The organism is Brevibacterium sp. CCUG 69071 (assembly GCF_021023135.1).
Classification (GTDB): domain Bacteria; phylum Actinomycetota; class Actinomycetes; order Actinomycetales; family Brevibacteriaceae; genus Brevibacterium.
On record NZ_PGFV01000001.1, the window covers coordinates 751,501 to 768,356 of the forward strand.

Below are 16,856 nucleotides of genomic sequence, written 5' to 3' on the forward strand. Positions count from 1 at the left end.
CAGAGTCCACACCCAGCCGTTGCACATGTCACTGCGACGCAGCGGTGATGTAGTCGGAGGCAAGAGCATCTCACTCATCGCTGTTCCCGACCGAGAGGTGACATAGTGGATAGTGAGATCGGTTCGGGAGCCTCTTTGTCGGCGATGAGCCGTGGTATCGCCTGGGCCAGGAGCAAGTATACGATCGCGTGGACTTCAGTCATTAGAATCGGCCAACAGTCAGTACCGACTCGATTGGTGCCGATTGTCAGGAAGAGAGCGCCTCGACGCCCATCTTACGATGAGCGCCGTACCAGGCGGCATACGGCAACTGGTGCATAGAACACTCATTCGCATTACGTATAAAACTGTCCAGGAAACGATTCGGGCTCGGCCGCACTTAAAAGACTCCCAACAAGCGCCCGCATCGCAGACCAAGAATCTCGATCAACCTCATGGTCTGGCGAAGCGCCCGCAAGGAAGGACCTTATGTTTTTCTGTACATAGGCTTTATCTGCCTTCGAAAGGCTGCCTTGATAAGCTCCGATTGAAGCAACGGGTCCGGACCACTCAACCTTTGCGAACTCACCGTTCTCTTTGCGCAATACGTCAAGTCCAAATTGAAATTCGATCGCCACCGCACGGCCATTGATGTCAAGATTCGAGTCGCCGCTGGGCCCAAGAGTCGGATACGACTCCCCATATGGAACGTCTGGAAGCAGGAAGTACCGATTGTTGCTTGGACGTGGCTTTGCCTCGAGCTCTCTGGCCGCCGCACGCCCCGCTGCATCATTATCAAGGACACCGACGACGCGATTAGTTATCCCGGCGGCCGCGAAGGCACGCAGTGTGCGAACAACTTGAGCTGCGTTCAGTTCGGCTCCTGCTTCCCTATCGAAGAAGCGAAACATGTGCGATAGTTGTGGTGCGACAAGGTCGAGTGCAGATTTCAGGAACTCGGCGTCTGTGACTCCCTCGGTGACGACTACAATCGGTCCGCCTGAGCTCACACTAACTGCGAGCTCATCCACAGCAAGTTGCGTGATGTTGTCTATGCTTTCGAAGTAGCCAGCGAAGTAGAGATCGTGCAAATCAATCCAAACCTCGTCGTTTGATTCTGAGGACTCGAGCTGAAGCGCTAGAAGTACTCTACGATCGACTCCTGATTCCAAAAACACTTCGATATAGCGTGAGCAATACTTTTCGATGGGATCGTCTAACCGTCCTGATTGGCCAGCCTCATACGCCTGCAGTGCCCGATCCAGCACCTCCTCCTTGGGGACGTTACTAACAACTCCACCCAGATCGAGAACGGAGATAGCGTCTCCCAGCTGATCTTCCTCGATAACCTCGTAGATGCCGCGTGACAGCTCTCGCCGGCACGCTTCCGCGGTGAAGCCCATTAAAGACAAACGCCGGCGAATAGTCGACACCTTCGCTAGGTAACCAAATGTACGCGAAGGATCAACTTCCTCTAAGAAGATTTCATCTTCCGCCTGCAGCGCTGCATCATCAGCAGTGTACAGACGTGACGTTTGTCGTTCGCAGACGTCTAACCAATGTTTATCTGCGACTTTCTCGGTCTCCGTGAATAACGTGAGAAGCGCGAGAGGAGTTTCGTTCCGACCCCATTGAATCTGATTTCCGCCTCGATAAAGCCACCAACGGTCGCTCACTGCCGTTCCTCGTTTCTTGATGTTTCTTGCACAGGACGTGCAGGCGGATCGCTCTTCTTTACCGTGTGCGCTTCAGCAACCTACTCCACTATCTACAGAAGCGTTTTGAACTTCTAGTCTCGTCAACTCTAGTCACCCTGACGAATGCCCCCGACGAACGATTACCGAGTCGCATAAAACGCTACAGCCGCCGAGGCCGCGATGTTCAGCGAGTCCACGCCGTGCATCATCGGAATCGTCACCCGACGGTCGAGCCGTCGATCAGCCTGGCGCGTCAGCCCTTGACCTTCTGTACCAAACACCAGTGCGAGATGCGGGTGGTCCTCGGCGACCAGTTCGTCCAGGCTGATCGCGCCCTCGCCCAGCGTCATGCCTGCCACAACGTATCCGTACTCCTTGATCAAATCGATGTCGTCCGGCCACGAATCGATGCGAGTCCACGGCACCTGGAAGACGGTCCCCATCGAGACCCGGATCGAACGACGGTATAGCGGATCCGCACAGCTCGGTGTGACCAGCACAGCATCTACGCCGATTGCCGCGGCCGATCTAAAAGCGGCTCCGAGATTCGTATGATCAACTATGTTCTCGAAGATCGCAATTCGTGAACGTCGCTTCCTGTTCAAGGCTGATTTGGCGACTTCTAACGGGACGTTCTCGACAGAGTTCGCGCGAGTGCGAAGATGGTCCGTAGCTGGGCTGCCAGTCGTCGGCTCGAGGATATGATCGACCACAGGATCTGCAGCCTCGGAACGCGAAAATCGACTCGTATTCGAGGACTCAGCGCCTCCGTGTGCAGGTTTGGAACCCCACACGTTCGTGTGGTCGACGACGTCTTCGATGACGACGATGCGCCGAGCATCCGCCACAAGCTCCGACACCGCAGGCAACGATGGGCGATGCATGGCCGCAAGAGCCCCGCGGTGGAGGTGGAAGCCGGTGAGCGATTCCACGGCGGCATCGGTGCCGATGAAGATCGGCACATCGTGTTCGGCGATGAGGTCGGCGAGGTCGAAGAGCCATTTGGGACTGGTCAGGAAGGACCGCGGCACAAGACCCGCGGCATGGGCGCGCCGGATGATCTTCGAGGATTCGGCGATGAACAGTCCTTCGGCGGGCTCTCGAATGCTGCGCAGTGCGACGTCCGTCAGCTGCGTGTAGTCGTGCAGCGACCCCAGGTTTCCGTTCGCAGCAGGGCCGTCGGTGACGTCCCCGCGGGGACGCCCACCCACGGCCCCGCCGGTGCCGCCAGCCCCGCCGGTGCCGCCAGCCCCGCCAGCGGCGGCCAGGGATGATTCGTCGAAGAAGTGCAGCCGCGCCTCGGCGATGCCGAGTTCCGTCGCCCGCGCCCGGATCTGCTCACGCGTCAGCGGGGCCTTGGCCGGGGTGTTCACTGCTCGTCAACTCTCACAGCGCCAAGATCCGCCAGATCGCGACGAGGCCGAGGATGACGATGATCGTGCGCAGCAGCACCGGCGAGAACTTCCGACCGATGCGGGCCCCGAAGTATCCGCCGATGAGCGAACCCACGGCGATGCAGATGACGGCGATCCAGCTGATCCGGTCGTGGCCGACGATGATGTAGGTGCTCGCCGAGACGGTGTTGACGACGAGGACGAGCACGTTCTTCAGACCGTTGAGCCGCTGCAGGTCATCGGGAAGCAGCAGTCCGAGCAGGGCGATGAGGATGATTCCCTGCGCGGCGGCGAAGTACCCGCCGTAGATCGCGGTCAGGAAGACGACGAGGAGCACAGCGAGGTAGCGTCCGGTCGACAGCGTATCCCCCACCGAGGCGGCCACATGCTCACGTCCAGCCCGTTCGGCTCGACGCAGCGACCGGTTCTTCAGGTAGCGCGAGAGCGCCGGCTGGCCGACGACCATGATCAGGGCCACGACGAGGAGGACGGGAACGATCGTCTCGAAGGCGTCCTCGGGCAGGTGCAGCAGCAGATACGCCCCGGTCAGCGACCCGAGCAGCGAGGCAGGCACGAAGCCGAGGATGCGTCGCCACTGCCCGCGCAGCTCCTCCCGGTACCCGAACGAGGAGGCGATGTTGCCGGGGATGAGGCCGACGGCGTTGCTCATCGTCGACACCACCGGGGGCACACCGAAGGCGACCAGGGCGGGGAAGGTGATGAGCGTGCCCGAACCGACGACGGCGTTGATGCCGCCTGCGCCGATGCCTGCGAGGACGATCAGCGCGATCTGCCACAGCTCCATGCCGAGGATCGGCTCCATTACGAGAGCTGGGAGCGAGCGTGGAACCGCTGACCGTCGCGAGTGAGCTTGACGTCGATGCCGAAGGTCGCCGCGAGATTGTCAGCCGTCAGAGTCTCATCGATGGGTCCGGCGGCGAGGTCGGTGCCTTCGGCGAGCAGCAGCACATGGGTGATCCCCGCAGGGATCTCCTCGACGTGGTGGGTGACCATGATCGTGGCCGGCGCCCACTTCGAGGACAGGATCTCCGTCATCGCGGACAGCAGCTCTTCACGGCCGCCGAGGTCGAGTCCCGAGGCCGGCTCGTCGAGGAGCAGCAGCTCCGGGTCGGTCATCAGCGCACGGGCGATCTGGACGCGCTTGCGCTCTCCCTCGGACAGGGTGCCGAAGGTGCGGTCGGCCAGATGCGTGATGTTGAACGCGCCGAGGAGGTCCTTGGCACGGTCGATGTCGGTGGTCTCATACTGCTCGACCCACCGGCCGGTCACGCCGTAGGCGGCGGTGAGCACGGTGTCGAGCACGGCTTCGGACAGGGGGATCCGGTTGGCCAGGGCGGTCGAGGCGTAGCCGATGCGCGGCCGCAGTTCGAACACGTCGACGCGTCCGAGGCGTTCTTCGAGGATGCCAACCTTGCCGGTCGTGGGGTGCATTCGTCCCGCTGCGAGTTCGAGCAGAGTCGTCTTCCCGGCGCCGTTGGGTCCGAGGACGGCCCAATGCTCGCCTTCGGAAACGGTCAGGGAGAAATCGCGGAGGAGGAAATTCTCCCCCCGGCGGACGGAAACGGAATCCACAGTCAGGACATCACTCATATCTTCAGACTCTATCGCAGGCGCGGCGTCTATTCTGGTTCGACATGGACCTCACTACCGACTCACTGCTGCTGGCCCTGGCACTCAACCACCGTCTGAGCTCGACGCTTGCTCCCGACGAGGTCAGTGCCGCCTTTCTCGACGATGATCGTGACGTTCCTCTCATCGTCTCCGATGCCGTGCTCGGGACCACCCCGCCGACGGGGCTGCTCCTGTTCGCCGCCGAGGCGGCCGCGGCCGGGATCACGCATGCTCGCTTGGCGCTGCACCACCCGTCCCTGCCGCACACCACCCCGCCGGTGGACAAGGCCGACCGCACCAAGGTGGGACGGCATCCCGCCCCGATCGTCCTGCACCGGGGCACGCAGCAGCTCGGCATCGTCCTCATCGGCGCCGAGGCGAACGTCGAGGTCCTCGCCTGCCGGGAGACGGTCTTCCGCCCGGTCACGGTCGAAACCCCCGCCGAGGCGCTGCGACGTCTGCGTCTGCTCGTGATGGAGGGGCTCTCGCTCATCGAATCCATCGATGTTCCGGCCGAATGGCGTGAGGGTCCGTGGCGGGACTGGCAGGAGGAGCTCTCTACCTCGCATCCGATCTCCCGACTGATCCCGCGGGCAGCGGATTCCCGGGCGATCTATGCCGCCCTCGACATCCACCACCGCATGGCTTCGGTGCTCGCCCCGGCGACGGTCGAGCCGCCGGAGTTCGGCGGTCTGCTCTCCCGCCTGCACCCCGCGGCTGCCGACTACATCATGGCGGTGGCTACGATGAAGGGGTGAATGACTCAACACTCCCCGTGCAGCTGCTCGTCATGGACGTCGATTCCACGTTCATCAATGAGGAGGTCATCGACCTCATCGCCGTCCATGCCGACGTCGGCGAGCAGGTCGCCGACATCACCGAGAGAGCGATGGCCGGTGAACTCGACTTCGCCGCCTCCCTGGCCGAACGGGTGGCCCTCCTCGACGGCCTGCCGGTGTCCGTGCTCGACGAGGTCCGGGCGCAGATCTCCCTCACCGAGGGAGCGCGAGAGCTGGTGGCCGCCGTGCAGGAGGCCGGAGGCGTCGTCGCACTGGTCTCGGGCGGTTTCACCCCAATCATCGCACCTGTGGCCGCTGAGCTGGGCATCGAGGAGGTGCACGCGAACGGTCTCGAGATCGTCGACGACCATCTGACCGGGCGCACCAGCGGTCGGGTCATCGATCCGAGCGCGAAGGCCGAGATCTTCACCGATCTGGCCCGCCGGTACGAATGCGAACCTGCCCGCACCGTCGCGATCGGCGACGGGGCCAATGACATCGGCATGATCGAGGCCGCGGGTCTCGGAGTGGCCTTCTGCGCCAAGCCGGCGCTGGCCCAGGTCGCCGATGCCGCGGTGACGACACGGGACCTGCGTGAGGTCCTCACCCTCATCGCAGCGCGCACGGGCGCCGCGGACATCTGAGGCTGAGCCCGACCCGGCCCGGCCCTCAGACTCCGCGGAACACGCGGATTTCGGGGGCCGGGTAGTCCCCGGGTTCGACGTTCCAGCTTTCGAGGTCGAAGACCGCGATCGAGGAGGGACGGAACTCCTCGGGAACTCCGGTGGCCGGGCTCAGGTGGCCGACCACCTCGGCGACGGTGGGCTGATGGCCCACGATGTAGGCGCAGTCGGATTCCGCCGGGATCGAATTGATCGCATCCAACCAGTCCTCGACGCCGCCCTGGTAGAGGGAGGCGTCCTGCCGCAGCTCAAGTCCGCCGACGCTGTCGGCGTCGGCGTCGGCGTCACTGTCATCTCCGGTCACCCGGTTGACGGCCTCGACGACGGCCTGCCCGGTCTGCACCGTGCGCCTGGCCGCCGAGGCGATGGCCACATCGGGTGACCATCGCTCGGCGATCTCTGCCCCCGCTTCGATCGCCTGCGCCAGACCCGTGGGGTTGAGCGAGCGTTCGAAGTCGGTCGGACCTTCGGCCTCGGCCTTGGCATGGCGGGCGAGAATAAGCACAGGCATCGTCGGGCTCCGTTTCGGGCTGCTGCGGGTTGTGTCTCGGGCGCTGAGTCAGGCGCCGGTGGAGTGGAAGCCGCCGTCGACGTGGACCATCTCGCCGGTGGTCGCGGGGAACCAGTCGGAGAGCAGCGCCACGATGGCCTTGCCGGCAGGGGTGGTGTCCTTCTGGTCCCAGCCCAGCGGTGCCCGATCGCCCCACATGTCCTCGAGGGTCCCGAAGCCGGGGATGGAGGTCGCCGCGGTCGTCTTCAGCGGTCCGGCCGAGACGAGGTTGACGCGCACACCGTCTTCGCCGACGTACTTCGCGAGGTAGCGGGCGGTGGATTCGAAGGCGGCCTTGGCCACACCCATCCAGTCGTAGACGGGCCAGGAGATGGTGGCGTCGAAGGTCAGTCCGACGACGCCGGCGCCCTTGTTGAGCGCGGGCTTGGCGGCCACGGTGATGGCCTTGAGCGAGTAGGCCGAGACGTGGATGGCCGCGGACACCGATTCCCACGGGGTGTCGAGGAACACGCCGCCGAGTGCGTCCTTCGGGGCGAAGGCGATCGCGTGGACGATGCCGTCGATGTTGCCTTCGAGGCGCTCGGGCAGGGCCGCGAGATCCTCTTCGTTGGTGGCATCGAGTTCGATGACCTTCGGGGTCTGGGGCAGGCGTTCGGCGATGACCTGTGTGATCTTCATCTGGCGGCCGAAGCTGGAGAGGATGACTTCGGCACCCTGCTCCTGAGCGATGCGGGCCGCGGCGAAGGCGATCGAGGCCTCGGTGAGCACGCCGGTGACGAGGATGCGCTTTCCGTCAAGAATTCCCATGGTGGTCCTTTCAGACTGTGTGTGGTCGAACTGAATCGTGTCGAACCTGTCGGGTTCGACGTCTCCGCTGTGAAGTCTAGGCGCTGAGGGGACTCAGTGTCCCATTCCCAGTCCGCCGTCGACGGGAATGACCGCGCCGGAGATGTAGGCGGCCTCGTCCGAGGACACCCAGCGCACGACCTTCGCGACCTCGCTCGCCTCGGCGAAGCGCTTCGCGGGGATGGTCGCGAGGTATTCCTTCTGCTGCTTCTCGTCGAGCTCATCGGTCATGTCGGTGCGGATGAATCCGGGGGCGACGACATTGGCGGTGATGCCGCGTGAGCCGAGCTCACGGGTGATCGACCGTGCGAAGCCGACGAGACCGGCCTTCGAGGAGGAGTAGTTCGCCTGTCCCGGGACTCCGTAGAGGCCGGAGACCGAGGAGATGAGCACGATGCGGCCCTGCTTGGCCCGAATCATGTTCGTGATCCCGCGCTTGACCGTGCGGAAGGCACCGGTGAGGTTCGTGTCGACGACGGCTCCGAAGTCCTCGTCGCTCATGCGCATGAGCAGGTTGTCGCGGGTGATCCCGGCGTTGGCGACGACGACCTCGACGGGTCCGAGCTTCTCCTCGATCTCCTGGTAGGCACGGTCGAGGGACTCGGTGTCGGTGACGTCGGCGGCGACGGCCAAGGCGCCTTCGGGCGCGTCACCGTTGCGGGAGGTGACGGCGACCTTGTCGCCCTGGGCAAGGAATTCCTCGGCGATGGTGCGCCCGATTCCGCGGTTGCCTCCGGTCACGAGGACGATGCGTGGTTCTGACAAGAATCTCTCCTGTTGGTGGACAATGATGATTGGTCGATGCTGTGGACCAATGCTGCCGTGACTAACCTATCGTGAACCGCCCCGCGTCGATACGACTCACACAAACGAAGAGTATGATTTTGTAGCAGTAATCGATCGAAGAAGGTTATGGCCAAGCACCCGCAGCAGATCACCACGGCAGACACCGCCCTTGACGACGACATGAAGTCGCGGATCATCAAGTACTCGATCACCATGGGCATCAGGACACTCTGCTTCGTGGGGGCGTACTTCGCATTCGTCGCCGATCTCCATGTGCTCATGTGGATCCTTGTCGCCGGTGCCGTGCTGCTGCCCTATCCGGCTGTGATCTTCGCCAACGCGGGTCGTGAACGCAGCAGCAACGACTCGACCGCGCTCATCGACTCCGCTCCGCTGGCCGAGCTGCCGCCGTCCACCGGCGAGACCATCTCCTCGGACACCGTCAGCGGGGACACCGTCAGTGGGGAGACCGTCAGCGGGGACATCGTGCCCGGCGATCTCGCCGAAGATGACGATGAGTCCCCAGCTGCGAATCCCAGCCGTCCTCGGACCAGGGGTGAGGATTCGTGACGGAGCGACTCCAGTGCTCGGCCAAGGCGTGCCGAGCCGATGCCACCCGCGCCGTGCTGTGGAACAATCCCGGCCTGCACACCCCCGAGAGGCGCAAGGTCTGGCTGGCATGTGAGGAACACCTCGAATACCTGCGGCACTTCCTCGACCTGCGCGGCTTCTTCATCGCCGACGTCGACATCGACGCCATCCCCGAAGGAGCAGGCTGATGTCTCGCTATTCCTTCCTCTTCACCGCCCGGTGGCTCAAGTACATCGCGATGACGATCATCGTCGTCATCGCCTGTGTGTGCCTGGCCCTGTGGCAGAAGGATCGCCGTGAGCAGCGTGAGAACGAGATCGCGACGATCAATGCGAACTATTCGGCCGAACCCGTCGACATCGACCAGATCCTTCCCTCCGCCTCGGCGTCGCTCGACGATTCCGATGAGTGGAAGCAGGTCTCCCTCGAGGGCGAGTTCCGCAGCGAGGACACGGTGCTGGCCCGCAATCGCACCGTCAACGATCAGACCGGCTTCTATGTCGTCGTCCCCTTCGCACTCGACTCCGGGCAGACGATCGCCGTGGTCAGGGGCTGGATCGCCGATGCCGACCAGGTGCCTGCCACCCCCACCGGACACCAGAGCATCGTGGCTCACCTGCGCCCGGCGCAGGACGGAGCCGACGACGACAACCCGGAGGGCATGATCAAGGCCATCGACCCCGCCCGGATTCCCGGGATGGATGACGCCTACGCCCACGTCTACGGCGAGGTCGCCGACACCACCAACGGGCTGCCCGACGCCGAGGGCCTCACTCCCCTGCCGATGCCCGACCTCAACCCCGGCAACCACCTGTCCTATATGCTCCAGTGGTTCGCCTTCGGCATCATGATCATCATCGCCGTGTCGATCTCGGCCAGGCGGGAGCGCAAGGCCGCCGCCGAGGTGGCCGAACAGTCCACCGGTGAGCCCGATTACGTCGTCGTCGACAAGGCGGCGCTGGCCGCCGGTGCCAAGATCAGCCAGCCGGGCAGCCGCTACGGCCGCAACCGCTTCACCGCCCCCGGTGTCCACGGGCGCGCCGAGGCGGAAGAGGACGAACTCCTCGAAGAGCGGTTCCGCTCGAACTGAGCCGGGCCCGAATCAGGCGAGGCTGACGAGGTCGAGGTAGGTGTCGTTCCACAGGTCCTCGTCCCCGTCGGGCAGCAGCAGCACCCGGTCCGGGTCGAGGGCGGAGACGGCTCCCTCATCGTGGGTGACGAGGATGATCGCGCCCTCGTAGCGGCGGATCGCCGAGAGGATCTCCTCACGGGAGGCCGGGTCGAGGTTGTTCGTCGGCTCGTCGAGGAGGAGCACGTTCGCGCTCGAGACCACCAGGGTCGCCAACGCCAGTCGCGTCTTCTCACCGCCGGAGAGCACCCGGGCGGGTTTGTGCACGTCGTCGCCGGAGAACAGGAACGAGCCGAGCACATTGCGCACGGCAGTGTCGTCGAGATGCGGGGAGTTCCGACTCATGTTATCGAGCACGCTGCGTTCGAGGTCGAGCGTCTCGTGCTCCTGCGCGTAATAGCCGAGCTTGAGCCCGTACCCGGGCACGACTTCACCCGAATCCGGGTCATCAAGTCCGGCGAGGAGGCGCAGCAGCGTGGTCTTGCCGGCGCCGTTGTAGCCGAGGATGACCACGCGGGAGCCCTTGTCGATGGCGAGATCGACGCCGGTGAACACCTCCGTGGAGCCGAAGCTGCGGGACAGTCCTTCGGCGGTCAGCGGCACGCGTCCGCAGTCGGCCGGTGCCGGGAAGCGGAGGTTCGCGACCTTCTCGGTGGCGCGTTCGTCGTCGAGACCGGCAAGGAGGCGTTCGGCGCGTTTGGCCATCTGCTGGGCGGCGACGGTCTTCGTGGCCTTCGCCATCATCTTGTTCGCCTGAGCTGTCAGCGCGGAGGCCTTCTTCTCCGCGTTCGCCCGCTCACGGCGGCGGCGACGTTCGTCGTCCTCACGCTGCTTGAGGTAGAGGCGGTAGCCCATCGAGTAGATGTCGATGGTCTGCCGGGTGGCGTCGAGGAAGAAGACCTTGTTGACGACCTCGTCGATGAGATCGAGGTCGTGGCTGATGACGATGAGTCCGCCCGAGTACCCCTTGAGGTAGTCGCGCAGCCACAGCACGGATTCGGCGTCGAGGTGGTTCGTCGGTTCGTCGAGGATCATCGTGTCCGGAGACGAGAACAGGATGCGCGCGAGTTCGACCCGGCGGCGCTGACCGCCGGAGAGGGTGCCGATCTCCTGGCCGATGAGGTCCTCGTCGAGGCCGAGGTTAGCCGCGATCGCATAGGCCTCCGATTCGGCGGAGTAGCCGCCGGCGGCCATGAATTCCGCTTCGATGCGCGGATAGCGGTCGATGGCCTTGGCCGCGACGTTCTCATCGGGCGAGGCCATCTGACGTTCGGCCTTGCGCAGGCGCTTGACCAGGACATCGAGTTCGCGGACGGAGAGGATGCGCTCCATCCCCGTGGCCTGCAGGTCACCGCTGCGCGGGTCCTGGGGTAGGTAACCGACGGATCCGGAGATCGAAACGTTGCCGCCGGCGGCCGGGTGCCCGCCCATGATCACCTTCGTCAGGGTGGTCTTGCCGGCGCCGTTGCGTCCGACGAGTCCGACGCGGTCACCCTTGTCCACCCGGAAGGACACATCGGACATGAGGGTGCGGGCGCCGACGGCGACTTCGAGACCGGAGGCCTGAATCATTCGTTCTCCAAACTGCGGCCGATGATCTCGGCCAGGAATTCTTGGGGGTGGATGCCGCGGGCCTTCGCCCGGGCGACGAGTTGGTCCGCCTGAGAGGTGGGCACCCGACAGGACACGACGGTGGTGACTTCGCCCTCCGGCGCCGAGGCGGGTGTCGTGTCCTCGCCAGTGGTCGGAGCCGAGGCGGGCATCCCCGCGAGGACGAATCCGGGACCTTCGGGCACGCTTGTGCCCTTCTGATAGGCCGTGGCCGCCGCCCTCGCGCGGTCATCGGCGGCCTCGTTCATCGCGTGGTTGCTGTGACCCTTGACCCACTCGAATTCGACCTCGCGGCCTGTCAGTGCGGTGTCGAGGAGTTCGAGGAGGTCCCGATTGAGGACTTCCTTCCCGTCGGCCTTCTTCCAGCCCTTGCGTTTCCACCCGGGCATCCATTTGGTCAGGGCGTTGATCACGTATTGGGAGTCGCAGAAGACCTTGAGCTCCTCATCGGCATCGGCGGTGGCCTCGAGCAGGTCGAGCACGGCCATCAGTTCGCCGCGATTGTTCGTCGCGTTCTTCCAGCCGCCCGCACGCCAGCAGTCGTCGTCGATGTACCAGGCCCACCCGGCGGGTCCGGGGTTGCCGAGCGCAGACCCGTCTGCGGCAGCGATGATCGTCAATGGTTCTCCTTGGAAAGTCGGCTTCCATTCTTTCACGTCACCGGCCAGGACAGGCATTCAGGGGCGGTGATCTGCGTGACCAGTCCGGCGTGCCGACGGAACTCGCCGTGGTGCCGACGAGACTCGCCGAGGCGGGGCGTCGGAATCGACGCGCCCGCCTCGGCGAGGTGGTGGGCATCCCCGCGGGGACGTCTGGTCCCGCGATTCGGGACTCGTGATTCAGTTGGATTCGAGTCTCAGCTGGTGCTGGAATCAGATGTTGAACCCCAGGGCCCGCATTTGTTCGCGGCCGTCCTCGGTGATCTTCTCCGGGCCCCATGGCGGCATCCACACCCAGTTGATGCGGTAGGCCGGCACGATGCCGTCGAGGCACTGGGCCGTCTGATCTTCGATGACGTCGGTCAGCGGGCAGGCCGCCGAGGTCAGGGTCATCTCGACGACAGCGGTGCCGTCGTCTTCGACCGAGAGTCCGTAGACGAGGCCGAGGTCGACGATGTTGACGCCGAGTTCGGGGTCGACGACGTCCATCATCGCCTCGCGAACCTCGTCGACGCTCGCGTTCTGCGGTGCGTCAATGACTTCAGGCATGTCGTTTCTCCTCACGCGCTGTTTGTGCTTGGTTGAGTGCGTCCTTGAAGGCCACCCAGGACAGGAGTGCGCACTTGATCCTGGCTGGGAACTTCGAGACTCCCGTGAACGCCGCGGCGTCTCCGAGAACCTCTTCGTCGGCCTCCATTGTCCCACGCGAGTGCATGAGTTCGTGGAACTGTCCCTCGATCTTCAGCATCCCCTCGATCGTGGAATCGTCGGCGAGTTCGGAGAGCACCGAGGCCGAGGCCATCGAGATCGAACAGCCGTCGCCGGACCAGCGCACGGCGATCCGCCCGTCCTCGAGCAGCTCGGTTTCGAGCTCGATCTCGTCCCCGCAGGTCGGGTTGACCTGATGGGAGTACCCGTGCGGACCGGCGGCGTTCTCGCCCAGCAGGGCGGAGTTGCCGATCCGGGACCGCGAATGGTCGAGGATGACCTGTTGGTAGAGCTGCTGCATCTGGGTGCTCATGAGGCCTGCTCCCCCACCCCGAAGAACGGCCGCACCTCGGCGAGGGCGGCGAGGAACCGCTGGCAGTCCTCGACGTTGTTGTACAGGTAGGTGCTCGCCCGCGTCGAGGCAGTGACCCCGAAACGACGGTGCAGCGGCTGAGCGCAGTGGTGGCCGACCCGCACAGCCACGCCCTGCGAGTCGAGGTACTGTCCGACATCGTGGGCGTGGACGCCCTCGACATCGAAGGCCACGGTCCCGATCCGCTGCTCGGCAGAACCGAGGACGCGGATGCCCGGGATCTCGGCGATGCCGTCCAGCAGCACCTCGGCGAGTTCGCGTTCGTGGGCGTAGACGTTCTCCAGGCCCACCTCGACGAGGTAGCCCACGGCCGTGGCGAAGGCCGCGACCTCAGCCACGGGTTGGGTGCCGGCCTCGAAACGCTGGGGTGCGGGCATGAACTCGGTGTTCTCCATGGTCACGGTCGTGATCATCGATCCCCCGGTGAGCACCGGCGGCAGCGCGTCGAGCAGCTCAGGCTTGCCCCAGAGCACACCGAGCCCGGTGGGCCCGAGTGCCTTGTGCGCGGAGAACGCCGCGAAGTCGACGTCGAGGTCGACGAAGTCCACGGGCATATGCGGCACGGACTGGCAGGCGTCGAGCACCACAGCCGAGCCGACGGCGCGGGCCCGGGCGACGAGCGTGTCGACGGGGTTGACGGTGCCGAGGACATTGGACACGTGGGTGAAGGCGAGCACCTTCGTCGTCTCGTCGACGATCGAGTCGAGTTCGCTCAGGTCGAGTTCGCCGGCCTCGGTCACCGGCAGCCAGCGCAGGCTCGCCCCGGTCGAGGCGGCCAGCTGCTGCCAGGGGACGAGATTGGCGTGATGCTCCATCTCGGTGACGACGATCGAGTCGCCTTCTCCGATGGCGAAGCGCTTCGCCGCCTCACCCCCGAAGCCATGGCTGGCCCTGTCGATGCCGAGAGCGACGATGTTGAGCGCCTCGGTGGCGTTCTTCGTCCAGCACACCTGTTCGGGTGCTCCTCCGACGAGTCCGGCGACGGCCGCGCGGCCGCCCTCGAAGGCATCCGTGGCCCGCACCGCCAGCGTGTGGGCACCGCGGTGGACGGCGGCATTGCGCTGGGCGTAGTACTCGGTGAAGGTATCGATCACACACTGCGGCTTCTGGGAGGTCGCACCGGAGTCGAGATAGGACAGCGGCGACTCCCCGACCCTCTCATCGAGGATCGGGAAATCGCCTCGCAGCCGTGCGAACATCAGGCCGTCGGTGCGAAGAAGCGGTCGTAGCCTTCGGCCTCGAGGCGGTCGGCCAGTTCCGGTCCGCCCTCTTCGGCAACCCGGCCCTTGATGATCACGTGCACGTGATCGGGCTTGATGTACTGCAGGATGCGGGTGTAGTGGGTGATGAGCAGGACGCCGACGTCGGTCGACTCCTTGACCCGGTTGACGCCTTCGGAGACGATGCGCAGGGCGTCGACGTCGAGGCCGGAGTCGGTCTCATCGAGCACGGCGAACTTCGGCTTGAGCATCTCGAGCTGGAGGATCTCGTGACGCTTCTTCTCACCGCCGGAGAAGCCCTCGTTGACATTGCGGTTGGCGAACTCGGGATCGACCCGCAGGCTCTCCATCGCGGACTTGAGGTCCTTGGTCCAGTGACGCAGCTTCGGCGCCTCACCGTCGATGGCGGTCTTGGCCGAGCGGAGGAAGTTCGTCACGGTCACGCCGGGCACCTCGACGGGGTACTGCATGGCCAGGAACAGGCCGGCCTTCGCCCGCTCGTCCACGGACATCTCGAGCACGTCTTCACCGTCGAGGGTGACCGATCCGGAGGTCACTTCGTACTTCGGGTGACCGGACAGGGAGTAGGCGAGGGTGGACTTGCCCGAGCCGTTGGGGCCCATGATGGCGTGGGTCTCGTTCGAGTTGATCTCGAGGTTGATGCCGTTGAGAATCGGCTTCGGACCGTTTTCGGTGTTGACGCTGACGTGCAGGTCTTCGATCTTCAGGTTGGACATGACAATCCTTTGTTGTTCGTTTCAGTTCAGGGTCGTGGTCGGGTCGAGCAGGATGCGGCCGGCGATCTCCTTGCAGTCGTAGACCGCGACGGGTTCGAATGCCGGTGGGCTCAGCGGCTGACCGCTGGTGAGGTCGAACTGCGAGCCGTGCAGCCAGCATTCGATGGCGCAGCCTTCCACCTCGCCCTCGGCCAGGGAGACCTCGCCGTGGGTGCACAGGTCGTCGATCGCATGGATCCGACCGTCGGAGTCACGGGCGATGCAGATCTCGTGGTTGTCCACTTCGATGCGCATCGTGCCTCCGGGGGCCACCTCGTCGGCGGCCGCCACGTCGATCATGGTCACAGAACGCTCCGTGAGAGCTCGTCCTCGATTCGTTCGTTGAGGACCTCTTCGATCTCGGGGACCTGGATCTTCTGGATGACCTCGTTGAAGAATCCGCGGACCACGAGCTGACGGGCGACATCCTCGGGGATGCCGCGGCTCATCAGGTAGAACAGGTGCTCCTCGTCGAAGCGACCGGTCGAGGAAGCGTGCCCGGCACCGGCGATGTCGCCGGTCTCGATCTCGAGGTTCGGCACCGAGTCCGCCCGTGCCCCATCGGTGAGGATGAGGTTGCGGTTGAGCTCGTAGGTGTCGATGTCGAGGGCCTCGGGGCGGATGAGGACATCGCCGATCCACACGCTGCGTGCGTCCTTACCCTGCAGGGCGCCCTTGTAGTGGACGTTCGACTTCGCCTTCGGCGTGTTGTGGTCGATGTAGGTGCGGTGCTCGAAGTGCTGTCCGGCATCGGCGAAGTACAGGCCGAGCAGTTCGGCCTCTCCCCCGGCAGCGGAATAGCGCACGTTCGTGTTCAGGCGCACGATGTCACCGCCGAGGCTGATGACGATGTGCTTGAGCTTCGCATCCTTGCCCACGATCGCATCGTGCTGGCCGAGGTGCTGCGATTCGTCGTCCCAGAGCTGCAGCGACACGAAGGTCACATCCGCGCCGTCGCCGATGACCAGCGACACGAGCTCGGAGTACCGGGCCGGTCCCTCGTGCTCGACGACGATGGTGGCCTTGGCGTTCGCACCGACGGAGACGACCACATGGCCGTGGGTGATCTCATCGCCGGTGCCGTCGGCGTGGATGATCGCCGCCTGCTCGAGTTCGGTGTTCGCGGGCACCGAGTAGTGGGTCACGGTCTTCGCACGGTTCGCGGCGACGGCGGCCGCGCGGTCCTCGGGCTCGAGGATGCCCAGCTCCTGCGCGGCATCAAGCGAGATCTCCTCGACGGAGATGCCCTCGGGCAGTTCGTTCGTCACCTGCAGGTCCGCCTCGGTGCCGGCATCGGTGAAGAACTCACTGAGCTTGCGCACCGGGGAGAATCGCCATTCCTCCTCGCGTCCGGTCGGGACGGGGAAGTCGGCGGTGGCGAAGCTGCGTGTGCGTGCGTCCCGCTTGGAATCGGGAACCTGGACGCCGGCGCCATGAGAGTGCTCATCGACGCCCAGCGGATTGGTGGTATCAGTCACTGAA

At 64.7% G+C, this 16,856-nt stretch carries 20 protein-coding genes; 5 read left to right on the plus strand and 15 right to left on the minus strand.

The window, feature by feature from the left end; genetic code table 11:
* Positions 1-335 precede the first annotated feature (335 nt).
* From CV023_RS03490 to CV023_RS03505, 4 genes are all read right to left on the minus strand, one after another.
* Complete coding sequence (locus CV023_RS03490; RefSeq protein WP_230744061.1) at positions 336-1,655, minus strand: HEPN/Toprim-associated domain-containing protein; 1,320 nt, start codon at positions 1,653-1,655, stop codon at positions 336-338.
* Between the two features lie 161 nt (positions 1,656-1,816).
* Positions 1,817-2,806 (minus strand): TrmH family RNA methyltransferase, encoded by a 990-nt coding sequence (locus tag CV023_RS03495; protein WP_442859921.1) that lies wholly within the window; start codon positions 2,804-2,806, stop codon positions 1,817-1,819.
* Positions 2,807-3,062: 256 nt separating this feature from the next.
* Positions 3,063-3,875 carry a sulfite exporter TauE/SafE family protein gene (locus tag CV023_RS03500; RefSeq protein WP_230744393.1) on the minus strand — a complete coding sequence of 271 codons (813 nt, stop codon included), beginning with the start codon at positions 3,873-3,875 and terminating at the stop codon, positions 3,063-3,065.
* Between the two features lie 17 nt (positions 3,876-3,892).
* Positions 3,893-4,681 (minus strand): ABC transporter ATP-binding protein, encoded by a 789-nt coding sequence (locus CV023_RS03505; protein ID WP_230744062.1) that lies wholly within the window; start codon positions 4,679-4,681, stop codon positions 3,893-3,895.
* Positions 4,682-4,725: 44 nt separating this feature from the next.
* On the opposite strand from CV023_RS03505, the gene CV023_RS03510 reads away from it, so the two are divergent.
* Both CV023_RS03510 and serB read left to right on the plus strand, forming a co-directional pair.
* Positions 4,726-5,460 carry a hypothetical protein gene (locus CV023_RS03510; protein WP_230744063.1) on the plus strand — a complete coding sequence of 245 codons (735 nt, stop codon included), beginning with the start codon at positions 4,726-4,728 and terminating at the stop codon, positions 5,458-5,460.
* Positions 5,457-6,125 (plus strand): phosphoserine phosphatase SerB, encoded by a 669-nt coding sequence (serB, locus tag CV023_RS03515; RefSeq protein ID WP_230744065.1) that lies wholly within the window; start codon positions 5,457-5,459, stop codon positions 6,123-6,125. Before CV023_RS03510 ends, serB begins: the two co-directional genes overlap by 4 nt.
* A gap of 25 nt (positions 6,126-6,150) precedes the next feature.
* Here the strand turns inward: serB and CV023_RS03520 are convergent, their stop codons facing one another.
* The 3 genes from CV023_RS03520 to CV023_RS03530 form a co-directional block, all read right to left on the minus strand.
* Positions 6,151-6,675: a SixA phosphatase family protein gene (locus tag CV023_RS03520; protein ID WP_230744066.1), complete on the minus strand. Its 525-nt coding sequence runs from the start codon at positions 6,673-6,675 to the stop codon at positions 6,151-6,153.
* Between the two features lie 48 nt (positions 6,676-6,723).
* The gene (gene fabI, locus CV023_RS03525; protein WP_230744067.1) at positions 6,724-7,482 is read right to left on the minus strand and encodes an enoyl-ACP reductase FabI; all 759 of its coding nucleotides are present in this window, start codon (positions 7,480-7,482) and stop codon (positions 6,724-6,726) included.
* A 93-nt stretch (positions 7,483-7,575) separates the two neighbouring features.
* Positions 7,576-8,286: a beta-ketoacyl-ACP reductase gene (locus CV023_RS03530; protein WP_230744068.1), complete on the minus strand. Its 711-nt coding sequence runs from the start codon at positions 8,284-8,286 to the stop codon at positions 7,576-7,578.
* 147 nt (positions 8,287-8,433) lie between these two features.
* Between CV023_RS03530 and CV023_RS03535 the strand changes: the two genes are divergently transcribed.
* Genes CV023_RS03535 through CV023_RS03545 form a run of 3 tightly spaced genes read left to right on the plus strand, consistent with a single transcriptional unit; the run spans position 8,434 to position 9,988 of the window.
* Entirely contained in the window at positions 8,434-8,877 is a 444-nt protein-coding gene (locus tag CV023_RS03535) for a DUF3099 domain-containing protein (protein ID WP_230744069.1), read from the plus strand.
* The gene (locus CV023_RS03540; protein WP_230744070.1) at positions 8,874-9,086 is read left to right on the plus strand and encodes a hypothetical protein; all 213 of its coding nucleotides are present in this window, start codon (positions 8,874-8,876) and stop codon (positions 9,084-9,086) included. Before CV023_RS03535 ends, CV023_RS03540 begins: the two co-directional genes overlap by 4 nt.
* The gene (locus tag CV023_RS03545) at positions 9,086-9,988 is read left to right on the plus strand and encodes an SURF1 family cytochrome oxidase biogenesis protein (protein ID WP_230744071.1); all 903 of its coding nucleotides are present in this window, start codon (positions 9,086-9,088) and stop codon (positions 9,986-9,988) included. The genes CV023_RS03540 and CV023_RS03545 overlap by 1 nt, the downstream gene beginning before the upstream one ends.
* A gap of 12 nt (positions 9,989-10,000) precedes the next feature.
* Here the strand turns inward: CV023_RS03545 and abc-f are convergent, their stop codons facing one another.
* From abc-f to sufD, 8 genes are all read right to left on the minus strand, one after another.
* Positions 10,001-11,599, minus strand: a complete 1,599-nt coding sequence (abc-f, locus tag CV023_RS03550) for a ribosomal protection-like ABC-F family protein (RefSeq protein ID WP_230744072.1) — start codon at positions 11,597-11,599, stop codon at positions 10,001-10,003.
* Complete coding sequence (locus CV023_RS03555) at positions 11,596-12,258, minus strand: ribonuclease H family protein (protein WP_442859913.1); 663 nt, start codon at positions 12,256-12,258, stop codon at positions 11,596-11,598. Before CV023_RS03555 ends, abc-f begins: the two co-directional genes overlap by 4 nt.
* A 252-nt stretch (positions 12,259-12,510) precedes the next feature.
* Entirely contained in the window at positions 12,511-12,846 is a 336-nt protein-coding gene (locus CV023_RS03560) for a metal-sulfur cluster assembly factor (RefSeq protein ID WP_230744073.1), read from the minus strand.
* Positions 12,839-13,318, minus strand: a complete 480-nt coding sequence (sufU, locus tag CV023_RS03565) for a Fe-S cluster assembly sulfur transfer protein SufU (protein ID WP_230744074.1) — start codon at positions 13,316-13,318, stop codon at positions 12,839-12,841. The genes CV023_RS03560 and sufU overlap by 8 nt, the downstream gene beginning before the upstream one ends.
* The gene (locus CV023_RS03570; RefSeq protein WP_230744075.1) at positions 13,315-14,577 is read right to left on the minus strand and encodes a SufS family cysteine desulfurase; all 1,263 of its coding nucleotides are present in this window, start codon (positions 14,575-14,577) and stop codon (positions 13,315-13,317) included. Before CV023_RS03570 ends, sufU begins: the two co-directional genes overlap by 4 nt.
* Positions 14,577-15,335 (minus strand): Fe-S cluster assembly ATPase SufC, encoded by a 759-nt coding sequence (gene sufC, locus CV023_RS03575; RefSeq protein ID WP_230744076.1) that lies wholly within the window; start codon positions 15,333-15,335, stop codon positions 14,577-14,579. Before sufC ends, CV023_RS03570 begins: the two co-directional genes overlap by 1 nt.
* 21 nt (positions 15,336-15,356) lie before the next feature.
* Entirely contained in the window at positions 15,357-15,680 is a 324-nt protein-coding gene (locus CV023_RS03580) for a non-heme iron oxygenase ferredoxin subunit (protein WP_230744077.1), read from the minus strand.
* A complete protein-coding gene (gene sufD / locus CV023_RS03585) occupies positions 15,677-16,852 on the minus strand; it encodes a Fe-S cluster assembly protein SufD (RefSeq protein ID WP_230744078.1) in 1,176 nt (391 codons plus the stop codon). Before sufD ends, CV023_RS03580 begins: the two co-directional genes overlap by 4 nt.
* Between the last annotated feature and the right edge of the window lie 4 nt (positions 16,853-16,856).

Excerpts from the sequence above, each read along its gene's own strand:
- CV023_RS03500 (WP_230744393.1), bottom strand. The coding sequence starts at position 3,875 with ATGGAGCTGTGGCAGATCGCGCTGATCGTCCTCGCAGGCATCGGCGCA.
- CV023_RS03505 (WP_230744062.1), bottom strand. The coding sequence starts at position 4,681 with ATGAGTGATGTCCTGACTGTGGATTCCGTTTCCGTCCGCCGGGGGGAG.
- CV023_RS03510 (WP_230744063.1), top strand. The coding sequence starts at position 4,726 with ATGGACCTCACTACCGACTCACTGCTGCTGGCCCTGGCACTCAACCAC.
- CV023_RS03520 (WP_230744066.1), bottom strand. The coding sequence starts at position 6,675 with ATGCCTGTGCTTATTCTCGCCCGCCATGCCAAGGCCGAGGCCGAAGGT.
- fabI (WP_230744067.1), bottom strand. The coding sequence starts at position 7,482 with ATGGGAATTCTTGACGGAAAGCGCATCCTCGTCACCGGCGTGCTCACC.
- CV023_RS03535 (WP_230744069.1), top strand. The coding sequence starts at position 8,434 with ATGGCCAAGCACCCGCAGCAGATCACCACGGCAGACACCGCCCTTGAC.
- CV023_RS03545 (WP_230744071.1), top strand. The coding sequence starts at position 9,086 with ATGTCTCGCTATTCCTTCCTCTTCACCGCCCGGTGGCTCAAGTACATC.
- abc-f (WP_230744072.1), bottom strand. The coding sequence starts at position 11,599 with ATGATTCAGGCCTCCGGTCTCGAAGTCGCCGTCGGCGCCCGCACCCTC.
- CV023_RS03560 (WP_230744073.1), bottom strand. The coding sequence starts at position 12,846 with ATGCCTGAAGTCATTGACGCACCGCAGAACGCGAGCGTCGACGAGGTT.
- sufU (WP_230744074.1), bottom strand. The coding sequence starts at position 13,318 with ATGAGCACCCAGATGCAGCAGCTCTACCAACAGGTCATCCTCGACCAT.
- CV023_RS03570 (WP_230744075.1), bottom strand. The coding sequence starts at position 14,577 with ATGTTCGCACGGCTGCGAGGCGATTTCCCGATCCTCGATGAGAGGGTC.
- sufC (WP_230744076.1), bottom strand. The coding sequence starts at position 15,335 with ATGTCCAACCTGAAGATCGAAGACCTGCACGTCAGCGTCAACACCGAA.